Consider the following 20,657-nt stretch of genomic DNA (forward strand, 5'->3'; position numbering starts at 1 on the left):
ACCTTAGAACATTCACATTGAAAAGGATGGGCCTTATGAACAGATTAGATTGCTTTGGCGATATTTGCCCGATACCACTCCTAAAAATGCAAAATGAAATCAAGCATTTGAATAAAGGAGAGTCTTTTCAAATGGTTGTAGATCACAGTTGTGTCATCGAATCCATAAAGGAAAATTTAAAAAAGAGCACTCTGATCTATGAAATCGACGAAGTGCTCAATGGAGTCTGGGAAATAACCATAACCAAGGTATGAATCCTCGATTCACTCACAAGCAGGGCATTAACAGAACTCCTTTGCCCCATGCTCTATAAAATAGTGGTAGATGTCCGTAACCGCTTTTTCCCGATTGCATTTACGTCTTGTCACTAAATAGATATCATAATCAAAATCAAAATTCCGAACCTCTATGATTTTAAATTTTTTTTCATAGAGTTCTTTTTTGACAGACATATAAGGTAAAAAACAGATTCCCAAGTTGTTATTCACTGAAGATTTCGCAGCGGGTATTGAGTCTACTTTGAACATAATTGGGATTTGATCCATATGAAGCCCCAAGGGTTTTAATTTGTGTTTCAAAAAAGAAGAAATCGTAAGTGCGTCATCATCTAACAACACCATCTCATGATCTAAAAGCGCGTTGACATCAATCGCATCTGGAATTCTAGAACTGCTATTTGCCACCAAAACAATACGTTCCTTGCCGATCTTGGTAAACTCCAATCGATCGTCACAAGGCTCTTCTGTGACAAAACATAAATCCGTCAATTCATTGATCAAATCATTAATGGATTCCATATTCGATTTGGAATGCATTTCAAAATTATACTTTGGAAAAGCCTTTTTCACCTTATAGATCACACAGGGCAGAGAATAATTCACCATGGATAAATAGCCATTGATCTTAATGTTTTCAAAGCTATTTTCAAGCTGAACGAGCTCCTCTTTAAGCTTTTCGTGGATTCTCAACATCGTTCCTGAATATTTAAATAAAATTCGCCCCGCTTCTGTCGGGAGAACCCCTTTATTGCTTCTTTCCAGCAATTGATAGCCCATTTCATCTTCTAATTTCTGAATGTTTTGGCTCAGCGCCGACTGTGAAATATGGCGGTTGGCAGCAACTTTAGATATACTCTTAGTCTCCACGATATCTCTAAAATATTCAAGTGCATTTAAATTCATAGCTCACCTCTTCATTTCTATTATGGCGGATTAATTTACAAATTGGGTATCACTTTTTCTTATACTGATTTAGAATTGCCATTGATGCCTACCTTCAATAAAATGGTATCATATAACTGTGAGATTGTTAAGAGTATAGCAAACTTTATTTTTAGGAGTGTGAAAAAATGGCTGAATCAAACCGCGCAGCAACATCTAGACGCTCTTCTGCAAATCGCAAACCAAAGAAGAATCAAATTCCCTTTGGTTTTGCAGCAGTGTTTTTATTTATAGCAGTTGCACTTTGGTTGAATACAAAATCAAGTACGTTGTCACTTTTTTGGATGACAGGCATTGCATTTGGCTTCATTCTTCAAAAAGGACGTTTCTGTTTTACCGCTTCAATGCGTGACCCTTATTTAACAGGAAGTACTTCTATGACACGTGCCGTCATCATTGCGCTTGCACTGACAACCATCAGCTTTACAGCGATTAAATATGGTTATGCAAGTGCAGGTTTACCGATTCCAGGCATGAGTTACGTCGTGCCGATCAGTCTAGCGACCCTTATTGGCGCTTTTATGTTCGGTGTGGGCATGGTCATCGCCGGCGGTTGTGCATCAGGCACGCTCATGCGTGTTGGCGAAGGTTTTTATATGAACCTTTTGGCAATGATTTTCTTTGTCATCGGTTCTCTACTCGGTGCACATGATTTTGGTTGGTGGAAAGAACATATTATTTCAAAAGGTACGTCGATCTTTTTACCCGATGTTTTCGGATGGATGGGCGCAGTATTATTGCAATTAGGTGTTTTATTGGCACTTTATATTCTCGCAGAAGAATATGAGAAAAAAAGAGGTGCTTCATCACATTAGTGAAATGATGAACGGTCTACCCAATAGTCAAACTTATGAGTTTAAAATATTAAATTTTAGAGGAGGATTCAAATGAAAGAAGTTATATTAGATTGTCTAGGTGAAGCTTGTCCAGTGCCTTTGGTAAAAGCGCAAAACAAATTGAAAGAATTAGAAGTTGGCGATGTGCTCATCGTACAAATTGATCACAGTTGTGCCATGAAAAACTTGCCAGAATGGGCTAGAAAAGACGGCTACAATGTGGAAGTTGAAGAAGTGGATGATGGCGAATGGGAAGTCATCATTGAAAAAAATAAATAACACCAACTTGGAGGTGTCAAAATTGGAAAAGAAAGAGACAAAATTCTTTGATCAATTAAAAAACAATGCCTATTATATCAAATGGCTTAAAAATCCATTCACTTATGTAACCGCTGCTGTTCTTTTATCGCTTTTTCAAACGATTACACTTGCTGTTACAAAAGAGCCATGGGGCGTTTCTGGTGTATTTGCTTACTGGGGCGCTTGGGTATTTGAAGCTTTTGGAGGTTCCGTTGACAAGTGGTATTACTTTGCAAGTTCTGGTGCCCAAGCTGTACTCAACGATGGTTTTATAAACCATGCGGGCACATGGCGAAATCTCGGCATCATCATAGGTGCACTCACTGCAACGTTATTGGCTTCTGGTTTTAAAATTAAGAAAATTAAATCTAAAAAGCAAATTATCGCAGCTTCGCTTGGTGGGCTACTCATGGGTTACGGTGCAAGACTTGCATTTGGCTGTAACATCGGTGCCCTATACAGTGGTATTGCCTCACTCTCTCTTTCGGGTTGGGTGTTTGCCATCGGCATGTTCTTTGGCGCTATTGTTGGCAGTAAGCTTTTGGTTAAATTCTTTATGTAAGCAAGTCTTTATGTGAGCAATTACCTTTAAGTTACCCACTACTCATCGACCTACTTTTGATTAAGAAAGGATTTATATAATGGCTAGAGAAAAAAAAGTTGAGTACTATGATGTGATTATCATCGGTGGTGGACCAGCTGGTTTAAGTGCGTCCATTTATGCAGGGCGAGCACGTCTTAACACACTCCTCATCGAGAAAGCGCTCATCGGTGGACTGGCTACTTATACCAACGAAATTTCAAATTATCCTGGATTTCCAGATGATCCAAAAGGTGAAAAAATCACCAATTTGATGAAAGAACAGGCGAAAAAACTCGGCGTTAACTTTAAACTCACTGCCGTTTCAAGTGTTGAACTCGAAGGTGAAGAAAAAATCGTCGAAACTTTTAGAAATAAATATATCGCTAAAACAGTGATCATTGCAACTGGTGGTCGTCCACGTACAACAGGCGCTGAAAATGAAGAGCAATACCTCTTCGATAAAGGGATTTCATTCTGTGCAACTTGTGATGCGGCTGCCAACACGGATAAACATGTAGTGGTCATCGGTTCTGGCGATGCCGCTATAGAAGAGGGCATGTTCCTCACTAAATTTGCACGCAAAGTCACCGTGTCCGTTATGCACGACGAAGGCATCATGGACTGTAACGAAATCGCACGTCAAGCAGCACTTGCAAATCCTAAAATGGAATTCGTATGGAATTCTGTGGCGAAACGCTTTGAGGGAGATGGGCACTTAGAAACTGTTGTGCTTAAAAATGTTAAGACTGGCGTTGAAATTCCGGTGAACTGTGATAATTGTTTTGAGTTCATTGGCTATCTTCCAAACTCAGAACTCTTTGAAGGTGTGATCAACATGACCCCTCAAAGATATATCCCCGTTACAGAGAAAAAGGAAACCAATATTGAAGGTGTTTTCGCCATCGGCGATGTCACTGATAAATGGTTAAAGCAAGTTGCCACAGCCGTTGGTGATGGCGCCATCGCAGGAACAGCTGCAGAGCGCTACATTGCAGAAAAAGAAATCTTTGATACTTGTATCATGCAAAAAGAAAAACAAGGTCTGATCTATGTTTACAATGCCATTGATGTGCCTTCAAGAGAATTCTTAACGCACATCGAAGCCATTGAAAACGAAAATAAAGGCCGTTTAATCGTCAATCGTATTGACACTTATAAGTCAAATGGTATTGCCCTTAAATTAGGTGTCGAGAAAATCCCTGCAATTGTCATTACTAAAGAAGGTAAAATTGTTGGTAAACTCTATGATCTTGATAAAGATCAGGTAATCAACGCTTTGTAAGCCTATATTCTGAAAGAAGCCACTGAATCGGTTTAGATTCGGTGGCTTCTTTTGATGGTCTGCAAAATTTACGCTCTCCAAAATTTTTAAGTCATTTTGTAATATTTTTAATGGAATCATATTCTATTTAGGGTGAAAATGACTACATTTCAAACTGTAATAATAAAAGCTGAGCAATTGACTTTTAAAGGAGCTCCACAGGCATTCACGCCGAGGACTGGTCTCCGTAGAAAATTAATTGTTCAGCTTTTATACATTTTATAAAGTAATAAGTTTATAGCAACATTTCATTGTATTCACTCTATACCTTATTGTTAGAACCTCTAGTCTTTTGATTCTTTTTACTGGTAGATGCTCCACCCATTTTTTTGTTAACTTGAAAATCTTGTTTCTTTTTGTTATCCGCTTTTTTCTTTTCTAAAAATTCTTTCATTTTTTCCATATTTTTCTCGGACATATTTGTACCTCCAGTCCATTAATTGAGTTATTCATAAACACTTTATTACTCACTCATTATAGCAAGTTTCAAGGAAATTACAATCCTATTTTGGAATATCCCATCGTATAGACAAGTGTTTTTTAAGTGTATTGAAGAGCAAATGATCTATTAATATCCCGCAGAGCATAATACCAAGAATCCCACTATAAACACTGACCGTATCCATAAGCATTCGCTTTTCATAGATGAACCAACCGATCCCCATATGTGTGCCCACCATTCCAAAAATCATTTCTATACTAATGATGGCACGCCATCCCCTATTAAACCCATTCTGTAAGCCCATAATAAGATCGGGAACAGAACCTAAAAAATAAATATTATAGAGCCTTTTAATCAAAGGGATTGGGTATGCATTTTCCAGTTCATAAAATCGACATGACAACCGATCTTGACATAGTTTTAGTTGTATCCAAAGCGGCCAAATCGTCGCATGAAGCATTAAAAATAGAATTGCTTTAGAACTCAACCCAAACCACAAAATCACAAGCGGTAAAATAGCGACACTTGGGATAGGGCTGAGTAATGTGTACAGCAAGTCAAAGCATTCTTGGCACAATCGGAATCGTTTGGATAAAATCAACATCAACAACACACAGATCACACTTATGCCCAGCGCGATTAGCACTTGAAAAAGTGAAAAAGAAATCGAAGTGAGTACTGATCCATCATGGATTAAGCGCTTGATGATTTTCTCAATCGGTGGAAACAATGCCTCTGGGTAAACCTTACTGTAAGCAACAATCTCCCACAATAAGCAGATCAGAAAAAAAAGCGTCATTTTTAGGGTTGTTTTTCTACTTCTTCTTAACCATTGAATCACTGCCATATCAAATCCTCTTGCTCAAAATTGGATTCTATCATTTTCTGTTGACTCATAAATGTTAAAAACCGCTCCAACCCCTTGACTTCATGGGTATAGGTCATGTCGGATAAAGCGCCTAAATCGGCCTCCGTATAGTTTTCTAATAGAATTTCATATGCGCGATCGGGCTTATCATTCATAAAGTCAATTGATTTTGAAAGTGCGCTTGAAAAAGCATTGTATAATGCCGTATCCTCATAAACCCGTTCTGGGCAAATCCCTACGATGAAAGTAAATGAATCTCCAAAACAGGTTTCCCCATCCACAAGTACCTTAAGGCCAGTCTGCTTAAGTTCTTGGTCTAAATAGGGCGGTGACGTGAAATGAAGGTATCTAGAGTCGTTGTTCATCATGACCATCTGACCATCAGGATGCGACATCGAAACCAACTGGTCATCAAAAGCTTTCGCATCCCCCGAGATTTTTTCAGCATACATGCTGAGCAAAATGTGTTGTATGCTCCCAGGCTGAGGCAATAGGATCTTTTGATCTGATTTTAACGCCAATAGACTCTCCATATCTGCTGGCGCAACCAATCCAAGCGGACTCTCTGACAATCCCATAACGATACGCCAGTCCATCCCTTTATCTTTTCCGATCAAGAACGGTGGTATCCCTACGAAACCAAAATCCAGTTCATTGGCTATCATAGCCTCTCTCATGGCGGCTGTGTTGGGCAGTTTTTTCCAAACCACTTCTAAATCTACATTTGCGCTCGTCAAAGCATTCTCCAAAAAGCCTTCATGTCTCATGATCTCAAGCGGTGCATAAGCGAGTCCAAATTGATCTGCTATGATGACCTGCTTTTTCTCATTTGATTTCGCACATCCTGGCACGACCAAGATCAACGCCATTATTAATACCGTAAAAAGTAAATACCCTTTTTTATATTTAGAATTCACATTGCACCTCTATTATTCGTTATTTATTTATCAATAATTATACCATATCCCGTTTGGAAATTTAGTACTCATCTCTTAATATAACATTACAATATCCGATTGCAGTAATTTTTTTTTATGTATGCCCTTTATTAAAAAACAAATTTATAGTATAATAAATAGCGTTATAACACACGCATCCTTAGCTCAATCGGATAGAGTAGCGGACTTCGAATTCGTTGGTTGTGGGTTCGAATCCCGCAGGGTGCACCAACTTATCCACGTTCCATTATGGGTTAGGGTTTCAAAAATCAGTTTCGCATTAACCCTAAACCTTATTGTAATGCTCCATAAAAAGGTAGATTTCGATTCTATCATCGAACACGACGACTTTATCAACGCATTTATCAATAAGTTGATTCTGTTCTGTAACACTTTTTTTAAAAATACCTTTCCCTTGTGAGAGGTATTTTTTTTTCATCCATTGCGAAGTCAAATCTCGCCATACTCTCAGATACTTCAACCTTAAAAAGAACTTTAAAAAACACAAGTGCTTCATATGCACGCCCACTTCAAATTGCATTTTTAATGCCTATTATCCCACAATCAACATCTACCTCTTTTGATTTCAACACCCGTATTTCGTTTAGGCGAAATCAGCAACCAATGAACATTCTTCTGGCTAAAACTGCTTACATGGCAAGAGCCTGCCCTTAGAATAAAGAGCAGACTCTTACCCGTTTTTTTGCAGTCAGACTATCATAGCACAATGTGCGCCTTAGACCCTCGGCTTTGCGTCCCCACCTTTAGATGGGGACACCCTTAGTTTAATTTTGTTTATGGATGTCGTTTACTTTGTTTTTCTCACGCCATTTTCATCGACTTCATAGCCGTCAATCTTCGTACTTCGAGCAAGAGAACCGTCGGCGTTAAAGTAATACCATTTACCGTCGGTTTCAAGCCATTTGCCGGATACCATCAGACCATCTTTCGCAAAGTAATAGGTCTTGTTGTTTCCTTTTGCACCAAGATCCCAAAAACCGACCACCATGGTCTTGCCAGAATAAAAACGCCAATTATCGCCGTCCTTGACCCATCCGGTTTTCAGCGTACCGTCGGTATTGAAGACATACTTCACACCGTCGAGGGGCTGTGTATCGGTGAGGGCCTTGCCATCCTTGAAGTACAGGTACTGTCCAGCGTCGTTTAGTGCCCACCCCTGAGCTGTATCTGGGTCAATGGTCAACTTGATATAACCGTTAAGCATAGAAGAAACTTCTGCACGTGTGGCATTTGATTTTGGGTTGAACTTATTACTTGTTCCGCCCCTCATGATGCCTGCCTGCTGCAGCGCTGTCACTGCTGTTTTGTAAGTGCTGCCGATACTAGAAGCGTCCGAATAGGTTGTTGCCTCACGGATAACAGGCAGCGTATATCCGGTAGATTTTGCGAAATTTGAAATAATAACCGCAATTTCCTCACGGATAATAGCCCTGTCAGGAGCAAATTGATTGCTACCAATACCCTGAATAATGCCTTTTTTATATGCCCATTCGATATATGGCTGGAAGGCACTTCCTGCTTTTACATCGGTAAAACTGCTTGTGATATAACTGCTTACATCAACTCCTGCCAATCTGCCAAGAGCTGTAACCAGCATTCCCCGCGTCATGGCAGTATCAGGTGCAAAGGTGGTTTCTGTTGTGCCAGAAAGAAGTCCTCTTCCCACCACATAGTCAATGCTTTCCTTTGCCCAATGGCTGTTACTATCGCTAAACTTCGCGCTTGGTGCAGTATAGCCTACTCCATACATAGAGAAATGAGGTGTCGTAAAGATGACACAGCCGCTGCTTACATCATAAGCAGAACCATCCACACGTATTGCGTTGCCCTTTTCATCTACATACACGGCATACACGCCGCCAATCGCTTCACCGTTTCCCGGGGTATAAGGAATTGCTACCGTAGCAACACCATTACCGAAGCTAGAAACCGTACTGCTGTTGCCATAGCTCACGGTGATGTTATATACCGGTCTTATGCCAATCATTTTCTTTGCTGTTTCGGAAAGGTCTGTTTTCGGAGCCATGGTAATATTTATGTTACCGCTGCTTTTCTTTTGGATTTCCGTCAATGCTTTTTGGTCAAAGGTTACAGTAACAGGTGAACCGTTGATTTCAAGATTTGTTACCCCTGCACTCACCAGACTGTTTAGAGAACTGCGTGTGAGAGTTGCTGTCAGTTCGGTTGCCCCATTTGGCATTGTTACATTAAGTGCTACAGAAACAGCGTTTGTGGTTTTGCCCTGCGCCTTTGCTTCAGCCTGTGCTTTGGTGATTGCGTCGGAAATGGATTCATCTGGGATGGATGCGCTTGCTGCACCGTTTGTTCCAGTTGTTGCCGTAATAGGAGCCGACGCCGTTACTGGCTGATTTGGCTTCTTTTCCGTTGTGGTTGTCGTTGTTGTTGTTGTTGTTGCTGTTGTTGTTGTGGTCGTTGTGGTGGTTGAACTACGATCTGAAGACGATGAACCGCCGTCGGAATTTCCACCAGAGGAGGAACCGCCGCCGCTTGAATAGGTTGAAACAGTCACGATACAGGAGGCTGTATAGCCACCATCGTTTGTGGTCACAGTTATCGTTACTGTACCATTCCCTGCCGTTTTAATATTACCGCTTGCGTCTACGGTTGCAACTGCCTCATTACTGCTTTGCCATGTTACAGACTTATCTGTGGCATTGGCAGGAGTCACTGTGGCTAGAAGGGGTGCCGTATTAGGCGAAGTATTGCTATATAGGGATAGGCTACTCTTGTTTAAGGCGATCCCGCTAACCGCCGTTGTTCCCTCTGGAATATTCTCATAGGTTGCCGTGACCTCCACCACATTTGCAGGCATTGTAAAGGTTGTGCTTGCCATCTGTGAATTGGCAAGGGTTATGCCGCCGATTATAACCGCCCACTCTTTAAACAGCTGTCCGCTTGGTGCAGGGCTGGCTGTGATCGTTACGATCGCATTTGCCTCCGCTGTGGCAGGACTTGCTGTACCGCTATTAACAGTGACAGCGTATCTGGATTTCTGCGGGTCAAAGCTAAAGGTTGTCGTCAGGCTCGTGTCAAGCCCCTTAACCGCAGATTTGTCAGGCATATAGTTGTTGGAGCAGTACAGATTGGTTAGCGCGGTGTTATTGCCCACATCCAGTGCGCTCAGTTGATTGTATGAGCAGGACAGAACGGCTAACTTAGTGTTTTTGCTCACATCCAGCTCGGTCAGTTGATTGCTGTTGCAATACAGCTCGGCTAACGCTGTGAAATACTCGATGCCCGCAAGGCTTTCGATATTTTTGTTTGATATATTTAGGCGCTTAATAGACGCCAGATCATCCGTATCATAAATAGGTTCGTCTACCGCTTTCTTCAGTGCATTACGCACTTCCACAAGGAAGTTGGCGTCGGTGAATTTGGCCGTGATATCTGTGCTACCAGCCGGAATATTCTCATAGGTTGCCGTGACCTCCACCGCATTTGCAGGCATGGTAAAGGTTGTGCTTAATGCCTTTTCATTTGCAAGGGTTACTCCTCCGCTTACAACTGTCCACTCTTTAAAGCGTTTGCCGTTGTCTGGTGTATTTGCAGTTATGGTAACAGTTGTACCCGCTGCCGCTGTGGGCTGGCTTGCTGTACCGCTATTAACCGTGACAGCGTAGCTGGATTTCTGCGGGTCGAAGGCAAAGATTGTCGTTAAATTTGTGTCAAGCCCTGTGACCGCGGATTCGGCTGGCATATAGTTGTTGTAACAGTACAGCGTGGTTAGCGCCGTGTTGTTGCTCACATCCAGTGCGGTCAGCTGATTGCTGTAGCAGTCCAGCCTGATCAGCGCCGTGTTGTTGCTCACATCCAGTGCGGTCAGTTGATTGTTGTAACAGTACAGCTTAGTTAGCCCAGTGTTGTTGCTCACATCCAGTATATTCAGCTGATTGTTGTAACAGTACAGCAGGGTTAGCGCCGTGTTGTTGCTCACATCCAGTATATTCAGCTGATTGTTGTAACAGTACAGCAGGGTTAGCGCCGTGTTGTTGCTCACATCTAGTGCGGTCAGTAGGTTATAGGAGCAGTTCAGCCCGGCCAACGCCGCGTTGTTGCTCACATCTAGTGCGGTCAACAGGTTGTAGGAGCAGTTCAGCCCGGTCAACGCCGTGTTGTTGCTCACATCCAGTGCGATCAATTGAGTGTTGGAGCAGTTCAGCTCAATTAGCCCGATATTGTTGCTCACATCCAGCTCGGTCAGCGCCGTGTTTTTGCTCACATCCAGCGTGGTCAACGCCGTGTTGTTGCTCACATCCAGCGCGGTCAGCTGATTGTTGTAACAGTACAGATGGGTTAGCGCCGTGTTGTTGCTCACATCCAGTGTGGTCAGCTGATTGCTGTAGCAGTCCAGCCTGATCAGCGCCGTGTTTTTGCTCACATCCAGCGCGGTCAGTTTATTGTTGTTGCAGGACAGCGCGGTCAGCGCCACGTTTTTGCTCACATCCAGTTCGGTCAGCTCATTGGAAATGCAGTTCAGCCCAATCAGCGCGGTGAAATACTCGATACCCGCAAGGCTTGCGATGCCTTTGTTTCCTATTGAGAAGTACTTTACCGAATCAAAATCATCTGTATCGTAAATACGGTCATTTACTTCTTTGCCCAGCACTGTGCGCACCTCCGCAAGAAAGTTTGCGTCGGTGAATTTGGCCGTAATGTCTATACCAGTACCGGTACCTAAAGGCTGAATCCCAGCTCTCAGTAGCATTGGAGCATCAGCCGCTTTCACTGTTACTTTGATTTGAGGCGGTGTAACATCATCCGCCAGCGTTGTACCCTCCTGAATATCAAGAGTAGGGGTAAAAGTGTAATCCCCCGCTGTGTCGCCGTTATAGTCTGGGTTGGCTATCCAATTAGACACCTCAATTGTAGTTTCTTCTTGTGTTTCTGTCTCCTGTGCTTCGCTGTCCGTTGCCATATCATCGCCGCTTACAGTAGCTGTCATTGCGGAGCCGGTGGTTACAGTAACCGTCAAAGTACTTGGCAGATTCAATCCATCTACAGTTGTGCTGGTTTCTACCGCCTGTAAAGCAACATCCTCTGCCAAATCTGCAAAGGCAGTGATTTCACTTGTGCTAGAGGATGTCCCAGAATTCTGACTGCCCTCCTCTGCAAACACTACTGTAGGCAGCATTGATCCAATCATACACACTGTCAGCAAAATACTTAAAAACTTTGAATGCATTTTCTGCATGTTCACTCCTCCTTTAAATTTCCTAATTTATTTGGTGTTTTATTGCCCTGCGCCAGCATGGTAAAAATCTCTGCCACTGTGAATGACGGGCCATTCACCCAATATAGTCTTTTCCCATCCGTCTGCGGGCGGTCAAACAGATGGGCTTCAATGAGCTTTGCAAAAGCAGGCTCATCAATCCAGTCACCCAACTCTAACAGGATTGTATGCCCATTGGAGAGGGTAATATCAAAGCAGTCACCGTCTAATGCACCCACTTTAGCGATGGTTGGCAGTTCTGTTTCCGCCTTGTTCCATGTCAAACCAAATCACCTCCTAAAAATCCTTTTGTCAGCTTATGCAATATATATTATAAAATAGTGGCAAACAAAAAGTGGCGAGCGTGTCAAAATTGACACGCTCGCCATAGTTATTTTTTTGCTTCGTTTTTTTATTCTTTTTCAAGACAATAGCCTTCGCCCCTCGACCACGATATTTGCCAGCCGCTGCCCTCCATTTTGCTCCGCAAACGTTTAATCGTGCTTTTTAAGGCATTGGCATCGGCCATCTGTGGTTTGTGCCATACCTTTTCATACAGATATTCTCCGTCAATAAAACGCACTGGATTCTGTATGAAAATGAGCAGCAGGGCAAATTCCTTTTGGGTCAGCAGCAGATCAACACCATCCAGCATCGCTACGCTTGCCGTCATATCCAGCGTAAAGCGGTCTTTGGTGATGGTTTCCGGCACACGCTGGGCACGGCGCAAAAGTGCCTCCACCCGTGCCAGCAGGATTGAAAAGTCGTAGGGCTTGGTGAGATAGTCGTCCCCACCCGCAGTAAGTCCTCGGATGATATCCTCTGGCGTAGTCAGTCCGGTAAGCAGCAGAATTGGAATGCCTGTGTGCTCTCCCGTCCTCAGTTCCTGCATAAAATCCAGACCGCTGCCATCGGGAAGCATGATATCCAAAATGACGGCATCTGGTTTGCGTGCCACTATGGAAGTACGAGCCGCACACAGTGTCAATGCTGCCATGGTTTCAAAGCCTTCCAATCCAAACAGTCGCTGATTGCCGCGCATGATTTTTTCATTGTCCTCCACCAGCAAAATCAGCTTGCCTTTTCCAGTTTTGACGTTCATCTTCCATCACCTCCATATTGTCCTTGATAAGCAGGTAGGGTGAAGGACACCTTTGTACCCTTGCCAAAGTCGCTTGCGATAGAAATTGCTCCACCGTGGGATTCTACCACCGTTTTACAGAGAAACAGCCCGAAGCCCGTACCGCCATTTAACTTATCGGTGACACCTCGCTCAAACACATGGGGCAGAAGCTCCTTGGGAATGCCAGAGCCATTGTCGCAGATAGTAACGGTGATCTGTCTGCCATCTCCAATGGCACTCATGGAAATGAATCCATTTTCGGTGTGGGCTTGGGCGTTTTGAATGAGATTTACCGCCACTTGGGAAAGTAAATCAGCGTTGCCAAACACGGTAAGTTTTTTTTCAATCTCCGTTTTGAGCTTATTGCCACGCTTGGAGAGGGTCAGCCGCAGCATATCCGCTACTCCGCCCAACAAGGTGGAGAAATCGGTTTTCCCCTTTTCTGTTCCCTCACTGATGGATGCAAGCGTCAGCATTCCGCCCACCATGCGAGATAACCGCATAATTTCTGCCTGTGCATCCTCCAGTAGCTCTGTCACCTCCGGATCGGTGATTGAATTATCCACACTTTGCAAAATTCCGCTCACTGCCTGTATGTTAACTGAAATAACGGTAAGGGGGGTGCGCATCTCGTGGGAGGTGTTCGCTAAAAATTCGGTTTTAGCGCGATTGATTTGGGCTAGCATAACATTTTGTTCGTCTAGTTTCCGCTGCTGTTCGTTGTAGAGCCGAAAATGCAGATACAAGCTTACGCCCAGCACCACGCTGACTACAACAAACGCAATGATCACGTCGGCAAGCATTTGAGTCTCCGTGTCAAAGTGATGAACTGATTCGGGGTAATGGTATGCGACCACGCAAATTCCGATATAGAGCAGAATTTCCGCCAGCGATAAGAAGATGGCCCGTTTCCCTTCGAGCATAAAAATGGTAAACGCCACGGCGAACACAAAAAATGCAGGCATTCCACTGTGATATCCTCCGCTCGAGAAAAAGAGCATCGGAAAGAGCAGAAGAAAAATCCCAACAATAGTGATTGTGTAGCATAGCTGGTAGTTCCCTGAACGGTGCGAATAGGTCAGCAATGCAAAGGAAAGCGCCGCAACAAGAAAATTTACGACGGCATTCCCCACAAGACCATTGGTGGCACCCAGTACCCCCATCACCAGACTGACTGCTGTGCCGCCAAAGGCCAGGACATGAAACAACCTTACACGCAGCTCCATTGTAGGCCCAAAGTAGATTTTACAAATGCGTGAAATGAACTTTCTCACTTTTTCTCACCTCCGGCTTCTGTTTGTTGTCTCAGTATTTTTCGTGGGTCAGTAGGCTTTTGAGCATCAGTGGGGATACACCACGACCTCCCAAAGCGCGTTCGTCCGAAAATGCGCCCAGCGGCATAAATTTGCTCTGCAACCGAACCACAAGCCATTTCAATGCCCTAGTTAAATTCTTGCTGATTGAACGTTTTACAACTGATTTTAAACATCACAATCGACCAAAACACGGTGATAAAAGGTGATAACACTAGCCCTATGACGATTGCGGTATTGCTAAAAGTAATACCAAAGGTCACCATGATCTGATAAAGCCCAAGGCTGACCATCACTGGCAAAGCAAACGCCACTATAGATAAAATACGGGCTTTTTCGGCTCCGAACTTGTAAAGTAGCGGAATCACAATACTTCCAAAGAAAAAAGCGATTACCATGCCTATGCCTGCCGCTGAAATCAAAGTTAACCAGCCTGACAAACTCATGTAATCAAACTTCTTAAAAAGAATACCGCCTATAGCGCCGAAAACAAGTCCAAATCCAGCACCTATCGTCGTGAAAATCAACAATACTATAAATTTGCTCATCACAATTTGTTTTTTTGAAATCGGCATAATAATCGCATAATTTGTCCATTTTGCATTTTCATCAAAAGCAAAAGTCGTAACGACCATCATACTACACATGATGCAACTCATAATGATATAACTGATTGGACCGTTTACGGGTAATAACAAAACCATAAACAGGATGAGTATGAGCAGCATCGACCTTGAGTTATGTCCAATATTGTACACATCTTTTAAAATCAAACTTTTCATGTCACCTGTACCCCCTTTATATAGAGTAAGAGAATATCATCTATAGAAGCGTTATCAATAACTGCATCCTTATACAATCTTTTAAACTTATCTTTATCGTCTACTAAAACATCCCACTGAAAATCACATTTTCGATAAGCTAATACCGCCTTTTTATCAATTGACTCAAACAAATCTGAACCACACCGGATAATACCATATTTATATATGAGCTCATCTTTTGATTTACTCAAAATAATTTGACCTTGATGTATAAACACGATATAATCTGCTACTTTTTCAAGATCTGTCGTGATGTGAGAGGACATTAAAATAGAATGATCTTCATCCTGGACGAAATCTAAAAAAACATCCAATATATCATCGCGCATGACAGGGTCTAAACCACTTGTGGCTTCATCCAAAATCAAAATTTTAGGATCATGAGATAGAGCAGCAGCGATGCATAATTTTGTTTTCATCCCCTTCGAGAACGCTTTGATTTTTTTAGCCTGTGGCAACTTGAATTTCACCAAGTAACTTTGGTATACCGCATCATCCCATTGCTTATAACTTGCGGCCAAAATTTTACCGATTTTTAAAGGTGTCAACGTTTCGTGAAAATTGATGCCATCAAATACAACACCAACGTCCTCTTTCCATTCTTGCGAATTCTCTGATCTTTCTTGTCCCCAAAAAATAACCGTACCACATTCCTTGTGAACCAAATCCAGTGCAATATTAATCGTTGTGCTTTTTCCCGCACCATTTTCACCAATCAAGCCTACAATTGAACCTTTGGGCACCTTAAACGACACCTCATTTAAGCTAAAATCTGGATATTTTTTGGTGATCTCTATTAGTTCTAAGGCATACTCACTCATATTAATCCTCCTCGTGGTAAAACAGCTTCACCAATTCAACTAATTTTTCAAGTGGAATGCCATTTGTTCTTCCAATCTCCACAGCTTCCTGTAAGTGCATTTCCACTTTGCGCTTTTGTTCTTCCTGAATAAAGTCCTTATTTTGAGCGGCTACAAAGCTGCCACGTCCGACAGTCGTCTCTATAAAACCATCTCTTTGTAAATCCTCATAAGCCTTTTGAACCGTTATCACACTAACATGCAATGATTTGGCTAGTGAACGCATCGAAGGTATCGGATCACCCGTTTTTAGTTCACCACGCATGATTTTTGCTTTAAACTGAGACGTGATTTGCTCATAAATAGGCTTACTGGTATTACTGCTAATTATGATCTCCATAAAAGCCCTCCAAATGAACTTTAGTGTACTTGTCTTATAAGTACATTTTAACGTCGCTTTTTTGACTTGTCAATAGTTATTGGCTTAGTAAAGTTAAAATTACAATAAATTTATTTCATGTTAATATCTATTATTCTGTATTCCAAATAAATTATGCTGTGAAAAATGGCAGAAAAACAGGAATTTTTAATACATGGGCTGAATGCAAAAGACAAATTGATGGATTTAGTGGTGCTATATACAAAAGTTTCAGCAATTACGAAGAAGCAGAAAATTATATAGATATGTCTAAACACCAATTCAACAAAGATACAAATTGGGAAGTAGAATCTTATGTAGATGGTAGTTATTCTGAAAATCTAAAAATGTATTCATACGGATGCCTAATCTTCATTAACGGAGAAACAATTGAACTTTCGGAAGCACAAAATGCCACAGCTTTGATTGAGATGAGAAATGTAGCTGGTGAAATTCTTGGTGCTCAAAAAGCAATTGAGTGGGCGTACAAAAATGGGCATAAATCAATAAAAATTTTCTACGATTATGAAGGCATTGAAAAATGGGCAAATGGGGAGTGGGCTGCAACGAAAATCGGAACAAAAGAATACCAGCACTTTATTCATAATTTTAGGCAGAAACTTGACATTGGTTTTGAAAAAGTAAAAGCACATTCAGGAAATATTTTTAACGAACAAGCTGATAATCTCGCAAAACAAGCTTTACTTATATTTGAAAACTCAAAACATAATGATCCAATTGAAGAGATGATAACACTAAGTGAAAAATACAAAATATTATTTCTAAAAATAACAAATGAGACAACAACCGCTAACAACTCATTTAATTTTATTTTTAATGATTTATCTATCAATGAAAAAATCGCAATTAATTTTATAAAAAAAGTTTGGGTTGATTTGGGTAATAAAGTTAAAGATATTTGCACATATGATATCCAGCTTCATTGTAATGAAGATAGTTTAATATGGACAATTTGTTCAAATGATGGCAGTTCATACAAATATAAAATCAATAATATTACTAGGGGGCACTTATGAACGAGCGATTTAAAAAATTACACATAAATCAAGATTTGATATTATCCAAAATCGAACAATTTCTTAAGGAAAATACAATTACTTATGAAGCACCATCATTAATTCCAAAAGACTCAAAAAGACATAGAGCCCATATTAAATATAAGGACATTGAATTTTACTTAGATTTTTTTTTCAACAACGACCAAACAACTACAATTGATGTAACCGGTGGACAAAACCAGCATTTAAAACTTATTCTTGCATATTATTTAATAAGTAGCGAAATTTGTTCTTTAGAAGAACTTGATCCCTTTAAAAACTCTTGGTTTGTAGTACACCCCATTGAAAAAGATACAATCGAATGCATTATTGATATTTTAGAAGCTAATATTGATGACAACTATTTGCTTAACAAGGAAATTTCCACTGGGTTACAAGGTCGAATTTGGAAATTAAAAGGTAAATTTGGAGAAAAAGTGGTTATCCACTACTATAATGCTACAAACAAAGTTATGGTTCAAGGAAAGCCAAGACTTCTATTTACAATGATTACAACTGGCATTTCAGAATTACTTGACTCCAATGTTATTACCAATTCTTTTAATGACTATTTTAAAATTGATATAAAAAAGGAGACTATAAATCATCAATTAGCACATTATTTGCCTAACTTAAACGCCTCTATTACACCCAAATTAAAAAATTCTTTTTTGCAAGCGATATATAACCTCAATATAGATGGCGATATGTTTGACTACACTTTTATGACTTTTCCTGCTTACAGAGGTTTGGAAGGTCATTTAAGGTATTTGTTTAAGACTCATGGCATAAATGCCGATAAATTTATTGTTAAAGAATTTGATTATGATGAAAAAACTGATTTCCATATCCTAAAAACAAAATATTATCCATCATTTGATCACTCTACTAACAAGATTGCATATATCAATAAGGTTTATAGTAAATATAGAGCTGTTAGAAATAATATATTTCATTGGGATAGCCCAATAGGAACCTTTGACAACACAGTCATATTCAACGACATTGATATTGCAAAAACACATATTATTGAAGTATTACAACTTGTTAACGAATATTACACATTGCTCTAGGGTATATAACATGATATAATGTTACATTGTTTAGAAAGGATGAGAAGAGTGAAAAAGTTTGAAATTTTAACCTTAAATGATTCTAAATATAAGAATATGATTATTTCTAATTCTTTCGATACTCCTTTTAATAATTTAAATTGTATCTTAAAAGATTTAGAAAGCCTTAACACCTTAACTGGTTTAATTATTTTTGATTTGCTATTAATTGTTGGTAATGGGCCCGAACGATTTGTTGAAGCTGAAGTTGAAAATGGCCATTTTATAGAGTCTACTTTTAGAAATGCTATAATTCCCAAAAGCAGTCCTTTAAGAATTGAGACTATGAATTTGCTTAAATATGAAAAACTGATTTTGGAAGCTTCAATTTTAACTTCGATTCAAAAACAAATTTTAATGAATGGCCGAGCAATATAGGACTTTAATATACTTAAAATTCAAAAGACAGAGAATCAACTGATTTCTAACAGTTAAGTCTCTGTCTTTTATTTATTTATTTATTTCTCTTTCGTTCTGATCTCATTGACTTTGACATTAAAAATTTTATCCATCAACTTAAGCCTTAAGTTGCGTTCTGGCGCTAATCTAAGCGTCTCTAACTCTGCTCTTATGACTTCATATTTTGCCATAGCCTTCCGATATTGTTCATGAGCTTCATTCACATCCAATGCTTTAAACTTGATGCTATCACCTGCTTTTGCTTGAGCGAGTTTAGGCAAATCAGACGTAATCACATGTGCAATCTTTGTATATCCACCGGTGGTCTGACAGTCTGAAAGCATAATAATCGGGTTGCCATGAGCGGGAATTTGCACCGCACCACTGACGATCCCATCCGAAATAATATCCGCAGAATCCACATGCTCTATCTTTTTACCTTCAAGACGATACCCCATGCGGTCAAACTCATTTGAGATTTTAAAAGTCTCACAAAAGAAATCCGCAATGCCCTTAGCCGTGAACGCATCTTCCTGAGGGCCCAAAACCACATTGAGTACGATATCAGAAGCATAATTAGGGATGTGCTCCGCCCTGATAAATCGACCTTCAAGATGCCCTAAATTCAATCGATGCTTTTTGAGTCCAATTTCGTCATCCTTTTTGAAAGCACGCCCTTTATATCCACCTAAACCGCCTCGCGTATAAGTGGATTTGCTTTCCAAAGTATCTGCCACATCAAATCCACCCGCTATTGCCAAATAGGTTCTACACCCCATCTTTGCAGAGCCAAAACTTAATTGATCTCCTTTTTTAATGTGGACACTGCGCCACATCTCCGCCTCCACCGCTCGATTGATCAGGGGAGACATGTTCGCCCCAGTAATGGCGATTACCGCATCCTCTTCAAAAATAAAAGTCCCTCCAAGGATTGTCATCTCTATCAAAGCTTCATGTTCAGCATTGCCCACAAGCAAATTGGCTACATGATGTGCAAATTTGTCCATGCTGCCAGAGACAGGCATACCGTACTGCTGATAATTTAATCGCCCTAAATCCTGTATCGTGCTAAATAGCCCTGGAGCAATGACTTTAATTGAGCTCACTTTTAACACCTCCGCGCGATATTTCATAAGTTTCACATTTAAATTGATGTGCTTTCACCAAGGCTTCAATGCTTTCAAATGTGTTTAAATCAATTTCTTTAAATTGAATGTAATTGCCAGCTTCCAGAAGTACAGGCGGCTCAGATTCAAGATCAAATAGTCTCACTGGTGTCTTCCCGATGATTTGCCAACCTCCAGGACTATCGATGGGGTATATCCCCGTTTGCTTGCCTGCAATGCCCACAGAACCTGCCTCTATCTTGGTTCTCGGTTGTGCTAACCGCGGCGTTGCAATGCGCTCATCCATGCCTCCTAAATAAGGAAATCCAGGTGTAAAGCCAAGCATATAGATGCGATAGACATTTGAAGTGTGAATCTCTATCACTTTGGATTCCTCTAACTGATTTTCTGATGCCACATAGCCTAAATCTGGACCAAATTGCCCGCCGTAATAAACAGGAATTACATAAACCGTCGCTTTATCGTCACGCACCTCACTGGTCTCCTTTAAAAGGTGATCTATGCATTCACACCATTCACCATATGAACGCTCTGCGGGATTGTATCGAATCAACAGGGCGCAGTACGTCGGAACACACCCTTGAAACCCCTTAATTTCAATGCTCTCAACAGATTTTTTTAAACTTGAAACATAATTATTGATTTTTTCAGAAATGACGTTCTCGAAGATGACGCTCAAAGCACAATCTCCACAAGGCTTTATTTTATATACCGTTTTCATAAG

General features: G+C 40.8%; 22 protein-coding genes, 1 tRNA gene and 1 riboswitch. Of the genes, 9 read left to right on the top strand and 14 right to left on the bottom strand.

Annotation, left to right across the window (positions count from 1 at the left end; all coding sequences use genetic code 11):
- The first annotated feature begins 35 nt into the window (after nt 1–35).
- The gene (locus F3D3_RS14135) at nt 36–254 is read left to right on the top strand and encodes a sulfurtransferase TusA family protein (RefSeq protein WP_084389055.1); all 219 of its coding nucleotides are present in this window, start codon (nt 36–38) and stop codon (nt 252–254) included.
- Nucleotides 255–281: 27 nt separating this feature from the next.
- Here the strand turns inward: F3D3_RS14135 and F3D3_RS14140 are convergent, their stop codons facing one another.
- A complete protein-coding gene (locus F3D3_RS14140) occupies nt 282–1,181 on the bottom strand; it encodes a LysR family transcriptional regulator (RefSeq protein WP_069874927.1) in 900 nt (299 codons plus the stop codon).
- Between the two features lie 167 nt (nt 1,182–1,348).
- On the opposite strand from F3D3_RS14140, the gene F3D3_RS14145 reads away from it, so the two are divergent.
- The 4 genes from F3D3_RS14145 (at nt 1,349) to F3D3_RS14160 (ending at nt 4,221) form a co-directional block, all read left to right on the top strand.
- Nucleotides 1,349–2,035 (top strand): YeeE/YedE thiosulfate transporter family protein, encoded by a 687-nt coding sequence (locus F3D3_RS14145; RefSeq protein ID WP_069874928.1) that lies wholly within the window; start codon nt 1,349–1,351, stop codon nt 2,033–2,035.
- Nucleotides 2,036–2,107: 72 nt separating this feature from the next.
- Nucleotides 2,108–2,335 (top strand): sulfurtransferase TusA family protein, encoded by a 228-nt coding sequence (locus F3D3_RS14150; protein WP_069874930.1) that lies wholly within the window; start codon nt 2,108–2,110, stop codon nt 2,333–2,335.
- A gap of 22 nt (nt 2,336–2,357) precedes the next feature.
- Nucleotides 2,358–2,918, top strand: a complete 561-nt coding sequence (locus tag F3D3_RS14155) for a YeeE/YedE thiosulfate transporter family protein (protein WP_069875063.1) — start codon at nt 2,358–2,360, stop codon at nt 2,916–2,918.
- Between the two features lie 79 nt (nt 2,919–2,997).
- A complete protein-coding gene (locus F3D3_RS14160) occupies nt 2,998–4,221 on the top strand; it encodes an FAD-dependent oxidoreductase (protein ID WP_069874932.1) in 1,224 nt (407 codons plus the stop codon).
- Nucleotides 4,222–4,522: 301 nt separating this feature from the next.
- Here the strand turns inward: F3D3_RS14160 and F3D3_RS24175 are convergent, their stop codons facing one another.
- The 3 genes from F3D3_RS24175 to F3D3_RS14170 all read right to left on the bottom strand — a co-directional run bounded on the left by F3D3_RS24175 (nt 4,523) and on the right by F3D3_RS14170 (nt 6,487).
- Nucleotides 4,523–4,678 (bottom strand): hypothetical protein, encoded by a 156-nt coding sequence (locus tag F3D3_RS24175; RefSeq protein WP_175438381.1) that lies wholly within the window; start codon nt 4,676–4,678, stop codon nt 4,523–4,525.
- An 85-nt stretch (nt 4,679–4,763) separates the two neighbouring features.
- Nucleotides 4,764–5,549, bottom strand: a complete 786-nt coding sequence (locus tag F3D3_RS14165; protein ID WP_069874933.1) for an ABC transporter permease — start codon at nt 5,547–5,549, stop codon at nt 4,764–4,766.
- A complete protein-coding gene (locus tag F3D3_RS14170) occupies nt 5,540–6,487 on the bottom strand; it encodes an ABC transporter substrate-binding protein (protein ID WP_084389057.1) in 948 nt (315 codons plus the stop codon). The genes F3D3_RS14165 and F3D3_RS14170 overlap by 10 nt, the downstream gene beginning before the upstream one ends.
- Nucleotides 6,488–6,662: 175 nt before the next feature.
- Here F3D3_RS14170 and F3D3_RS14175 point away from each other — a divergent pair.
- Nucleotides 6,663–6,739: transfer RNA gene (locus F3D3_RS14175), tRNA-Arg, on the top strand.
- A 55-nt stretch (nt 6,740–6,794) separates the two neighbouring features.
- Here F3D3_RS14175 and F3D3_RS24180 read toward each other — a convergent pair.
- The 8 genes from F3D3_RS24180 to F3D3_RS14215 all read right to left on the bottom strand — a co-directional run bounded on the left by F3D3_RS24180 (nt 6,795) and on the right by F3D3_RS14215 (nt 16,219).
- Nucleotides 6,795–6,947 (bottom strand): hypothetical protein, encoded by a 153-nt coding sequence (locus F3D3_RS24180; RefSeq protein ID WP_175438382.1) that lies wholly within the window; start codon nt 6,945–6,947, stop codon nt 6,795–6,797.
- A 262-nt stretch (nt 6,948–7,209) separates the two neighbouring features.
- Nucleotides 7,210–7,297: riboswitch (cyclic di-GMP riboswitch) on the bottom strand.
- 19 nt (nt 7,298–7,316) lie between these two features.
- The gene (locus tag F3D3_RS14185) at nt 7,317–11,741 is read right to left on the bottom strand and encodes an S-layer homology domain-containing protein (protein ID WP_069874937.1); all 4,425 of its coding nucleotides are present in this window, start codon (nt 11,739–11,741) and stop codon (nt 7,317–7,319) included.
- A gap of 2 nt (nt 11,742–11,743) precedes the next feature.
- Nucleotides 11,744–12,043, bottom strand: a complete 300-nt coding sequence (locus F3D3_RS14190; protein WP_069874939.1) for a hypothetical protein — start codon at nt 12,041–12,043, stop codon at nt 11,744–11,746.
- 128 nt (nt 12,044–12,171) lie between these two features.
- Entirely contained in the window at nt 12,172–12,861 is a 690-nt protein-coding gene (locus F3D3_RS14195) for a response regulator transcription factor (RefSeq protein WP_069874940.1), read from the bottom strand.
- Nucleotides 12,858–14,156 carry a sensor histidine kinase KdpD gene (locus tag F3D3_RS14200; RefSeq protein ID WP_084389058.1) on the bottom strand — a complete coding sequence of 433 codons (1,299 nt, stop codon included), beginning with the start codon at nt 14,154–14,156 and terminating at the stop codon, nt 12,858–12,860. The genes F3D3_RS14195 and F3D3_RS14200 overlap by 4 nt, the downstream gene beginning before the upstream one ends.
- Before the next feature lie 167 nt (nt 14,157–14,323).
- On the bottom strand, nt 14,324–14,977 hold the full coding sequence (locus tag F3D3_RS14205; protein ID WP_069874942.1) for an ABC-2 transporter permease: 654 nt from the start codon (nt 14,975–14,977) through the stop codon (nt 14,324–14,326).
- Nucleotides 14,974–15,840, bottom strand: coding sequence for an ABC transporter ATP-binding protein (locus F3D3_RS14210; protein WP_069874943.1), 867 nt, complete (start codon nt 15,838–15,840; stop codon nt 14,974–14,976). The genes F3D3_RS14205 and F3D3_RS14210 overlap by 4 nt, the downstream gene beginning before the upstream one ends.
- A gap of 1 nt (nt 15,841) precedes the next feature.
- Nucleotides 15,842–16,219 (bottom strand): GntR family transcriptional regulator, encoded by a 378-nt coding sequence (locus F3D3_RS14215; protein ID WP_069874945.1) that lies wholly within the window; start codon nt 16,217–16,219, stop codon nt 15,842–15,844.
- Nucleotides 16,220–16,377: 158 nt separating this feature from the next.
- On the opposite strand from F3D3_RS14215, the gene F3D3_RS14220 reads away from it, so the two are divergent.
- From F3D3_RS14220 to F3D3_RS14230, 3 genes are read left to right on the top strand one after another with little or no spacing between them, the layout of a single operon-like run.
- Nucleotides 16,378–17,274: a viroplasmin family protein gene (locus F3D3_RS14220; RefSeq protein WP_069874947.1), complete on the top strand. Its 897-nt coding sequence runs from the start codon at nt 16,378–16,380 to the stop codon at nt 17,272–17,274.
- Complete coding sequence (locus F3D3_RS14225; RefSeq protein ID WP_069874948.1) at nt 17,271–18,368, top strand: type II toxin-antitoxin system RnlA family toxin; 1,098 nt, start codon at nt 17,271–17,273, stop codon at nt 18,366–18,368. Before F3D3_RS14220 ends, F3D3_RS14225 begins: the two co-directional genes overlap by 4 nt.
- A 48-nt stretch (nt 18,369–18,416) precedes the next feature.
- On the top strand, nt 18,417–18,785 hold the full coding sequence (locus F3D3_RS14230; RefSeq protein ID WP_069874950.1) for a type II toxin-antitoxin system RnlB family antitoxin: 369 nt from the start codon (nt 18,417–18,419) through the stop codon (nt 18,783–18,785).
- Between the two features lie 80 nt (nt 18,786–18,865).
- Here F3D3_RS14230 and F3D3_RS14235 read toward each other — a convergent pair whose 3' ends face one another.
- Nucleotides 18,866–19,912 (bottom strand): biotin-dependent carboxyltransferase family protein, encoded by a 1,047-nt coding sequence (locus tag F3D3_RS14235; protein ID WP_175438383.1) that lies wholly within the window; start codon nt 19,910–19,912, stop codon nt 18,866–18,868.
- Nucleotides 19,899–20,654 carry a 5-oxoprolinase subunit PxpB gene (gene pxpB, locus F3D3_RS14240; RefSeq protein ID WP_069874954.1) on the bottom strand — a complete coding sequence of 252 codons (756 nt, stop codon included), beginning with the start codon at nt 20,652–20,654 and terminating at the stop codon, nt 19,899–19,901. The genes F3D3_RS14235 and pxpB overlap by 14 nt, the downstream gene beginning before the upstream one ends.
- Between the last annotated feature and the right edge of the window lie 3 nt (nt 20,655–20,657).

This window comes from Fusibacter sp. 3D3 (genome assembly GCF_001748365.1).
Lineage (GTDB): Bacteria > Bacillota > Clostridia > Peptostreptococcales > Acidaminobacteraceae > Fusibacter_A.

Bases quoted from the DNA above. Each gene is read 5' to 3' on its own strand.
- F3D3_RS14205 (WP_069874942.1), bottom strand. From the start codon at position 14,977: ATGAAAAGTTTGATTTTAAAAGATGTGTACAATATTGGACATAACTCA.
- F3D3_RS14215 (WP_069874945.1), bottom strand. From the start codon at position 16,219: ATGGAGATCATAATTAGCAGTAATACCAGTAAGCCTATTTATGAGCAA.
- F3D3_RS14135 (WP_084389055.1), top strand. From the start codon at position 36: ATGAACAGATTAGATTGCTTTGGCGATATTTGCCCGATACCACTCCTA.
- F3D3_RS14165 (WP_069874933.1), bottom strand. From the start codon at position 5,549: ATGGCAGTGATTCAATGGTTAAGAAGAAGTAGAAAAACAACCCTAAAA.
- F3D3_RS14195 (WP_069874940.1), bottom strand. From the start codon at position 12,861: ATGAACGTCAAAACTGGAAAAGGCAAGCTGATTTTGCTGGTGGAGGAC.
- F3D3_RS14210 (WP_069874943.1), bottom strand. From the start codon at position 15,840: ATGAGTGAGTATGCCTTAGAACTAATAGAGATCACCAAAAAATATCCA.
- F3D3_RS14150 (WP_069874930.1), top strand. From the start codon at position 2,108: ATGAAAGAAGTTATATTAGATTGTCTAGGTGAAGCTTGTCCAGTGCCT.
- F3D3_RS14145 (WP_069874928.1), top strand. From the start codon at position 1,349: ATGGCTGAATCAAACCGCGCAGCAACATCTAGACGCTCTTCTGCAAAT.
- F3D3_RS24175 (WP_175438381.1), bottom strand. From the start codon at position 4,678: ATGTCCGAGAAAAATATGGAAAAAATGAAAGAATTTTTAGAAAAGAAA.
- F3D3_RS14140 (WP_069874927.1), bottom strand. From the start codon at position 1,181: ATGAATTTAAATGCACTTGAATATTTTAGAGATATCGTGGAGACTAAG.
- F3D3_RS24180 (WP_175438382.1), bottom strand. From the start codon at position 6,947: ATGAAAAAAAAATACCTCTCACAAGGGAAAGGTATTTTTAAAAAAAGT.
- F3D3_RS14185 (WP_069874937.1), bottom strand. From the start codon at position 11,741: ATGCAGAAAATGCATTCAAAGTTTTTAAGTATTTTGCTGACAGTGTGT.
- F3D3_RS14160 (WP_069874932.1), top strand. From the start codon at position 2,998: ATGGCTAGAGAAAAAAAAGTTGAGTACTATGATGTGATTATCATCGGT.
- pxpB (WP_069874954.1), bottom strand. From the start codon at position 20,654: ATGAAAACGGTATATAAAATAAAGCCTTGTGGAGATTGTGCTTTGAGC.
- F3D3_RS14225 (WP_069874948.1), top strand. From the start codon at position 17,271: ATGAACGAGCGATTTAAAAAATTACACATAAATCAAGATTTGATATTA.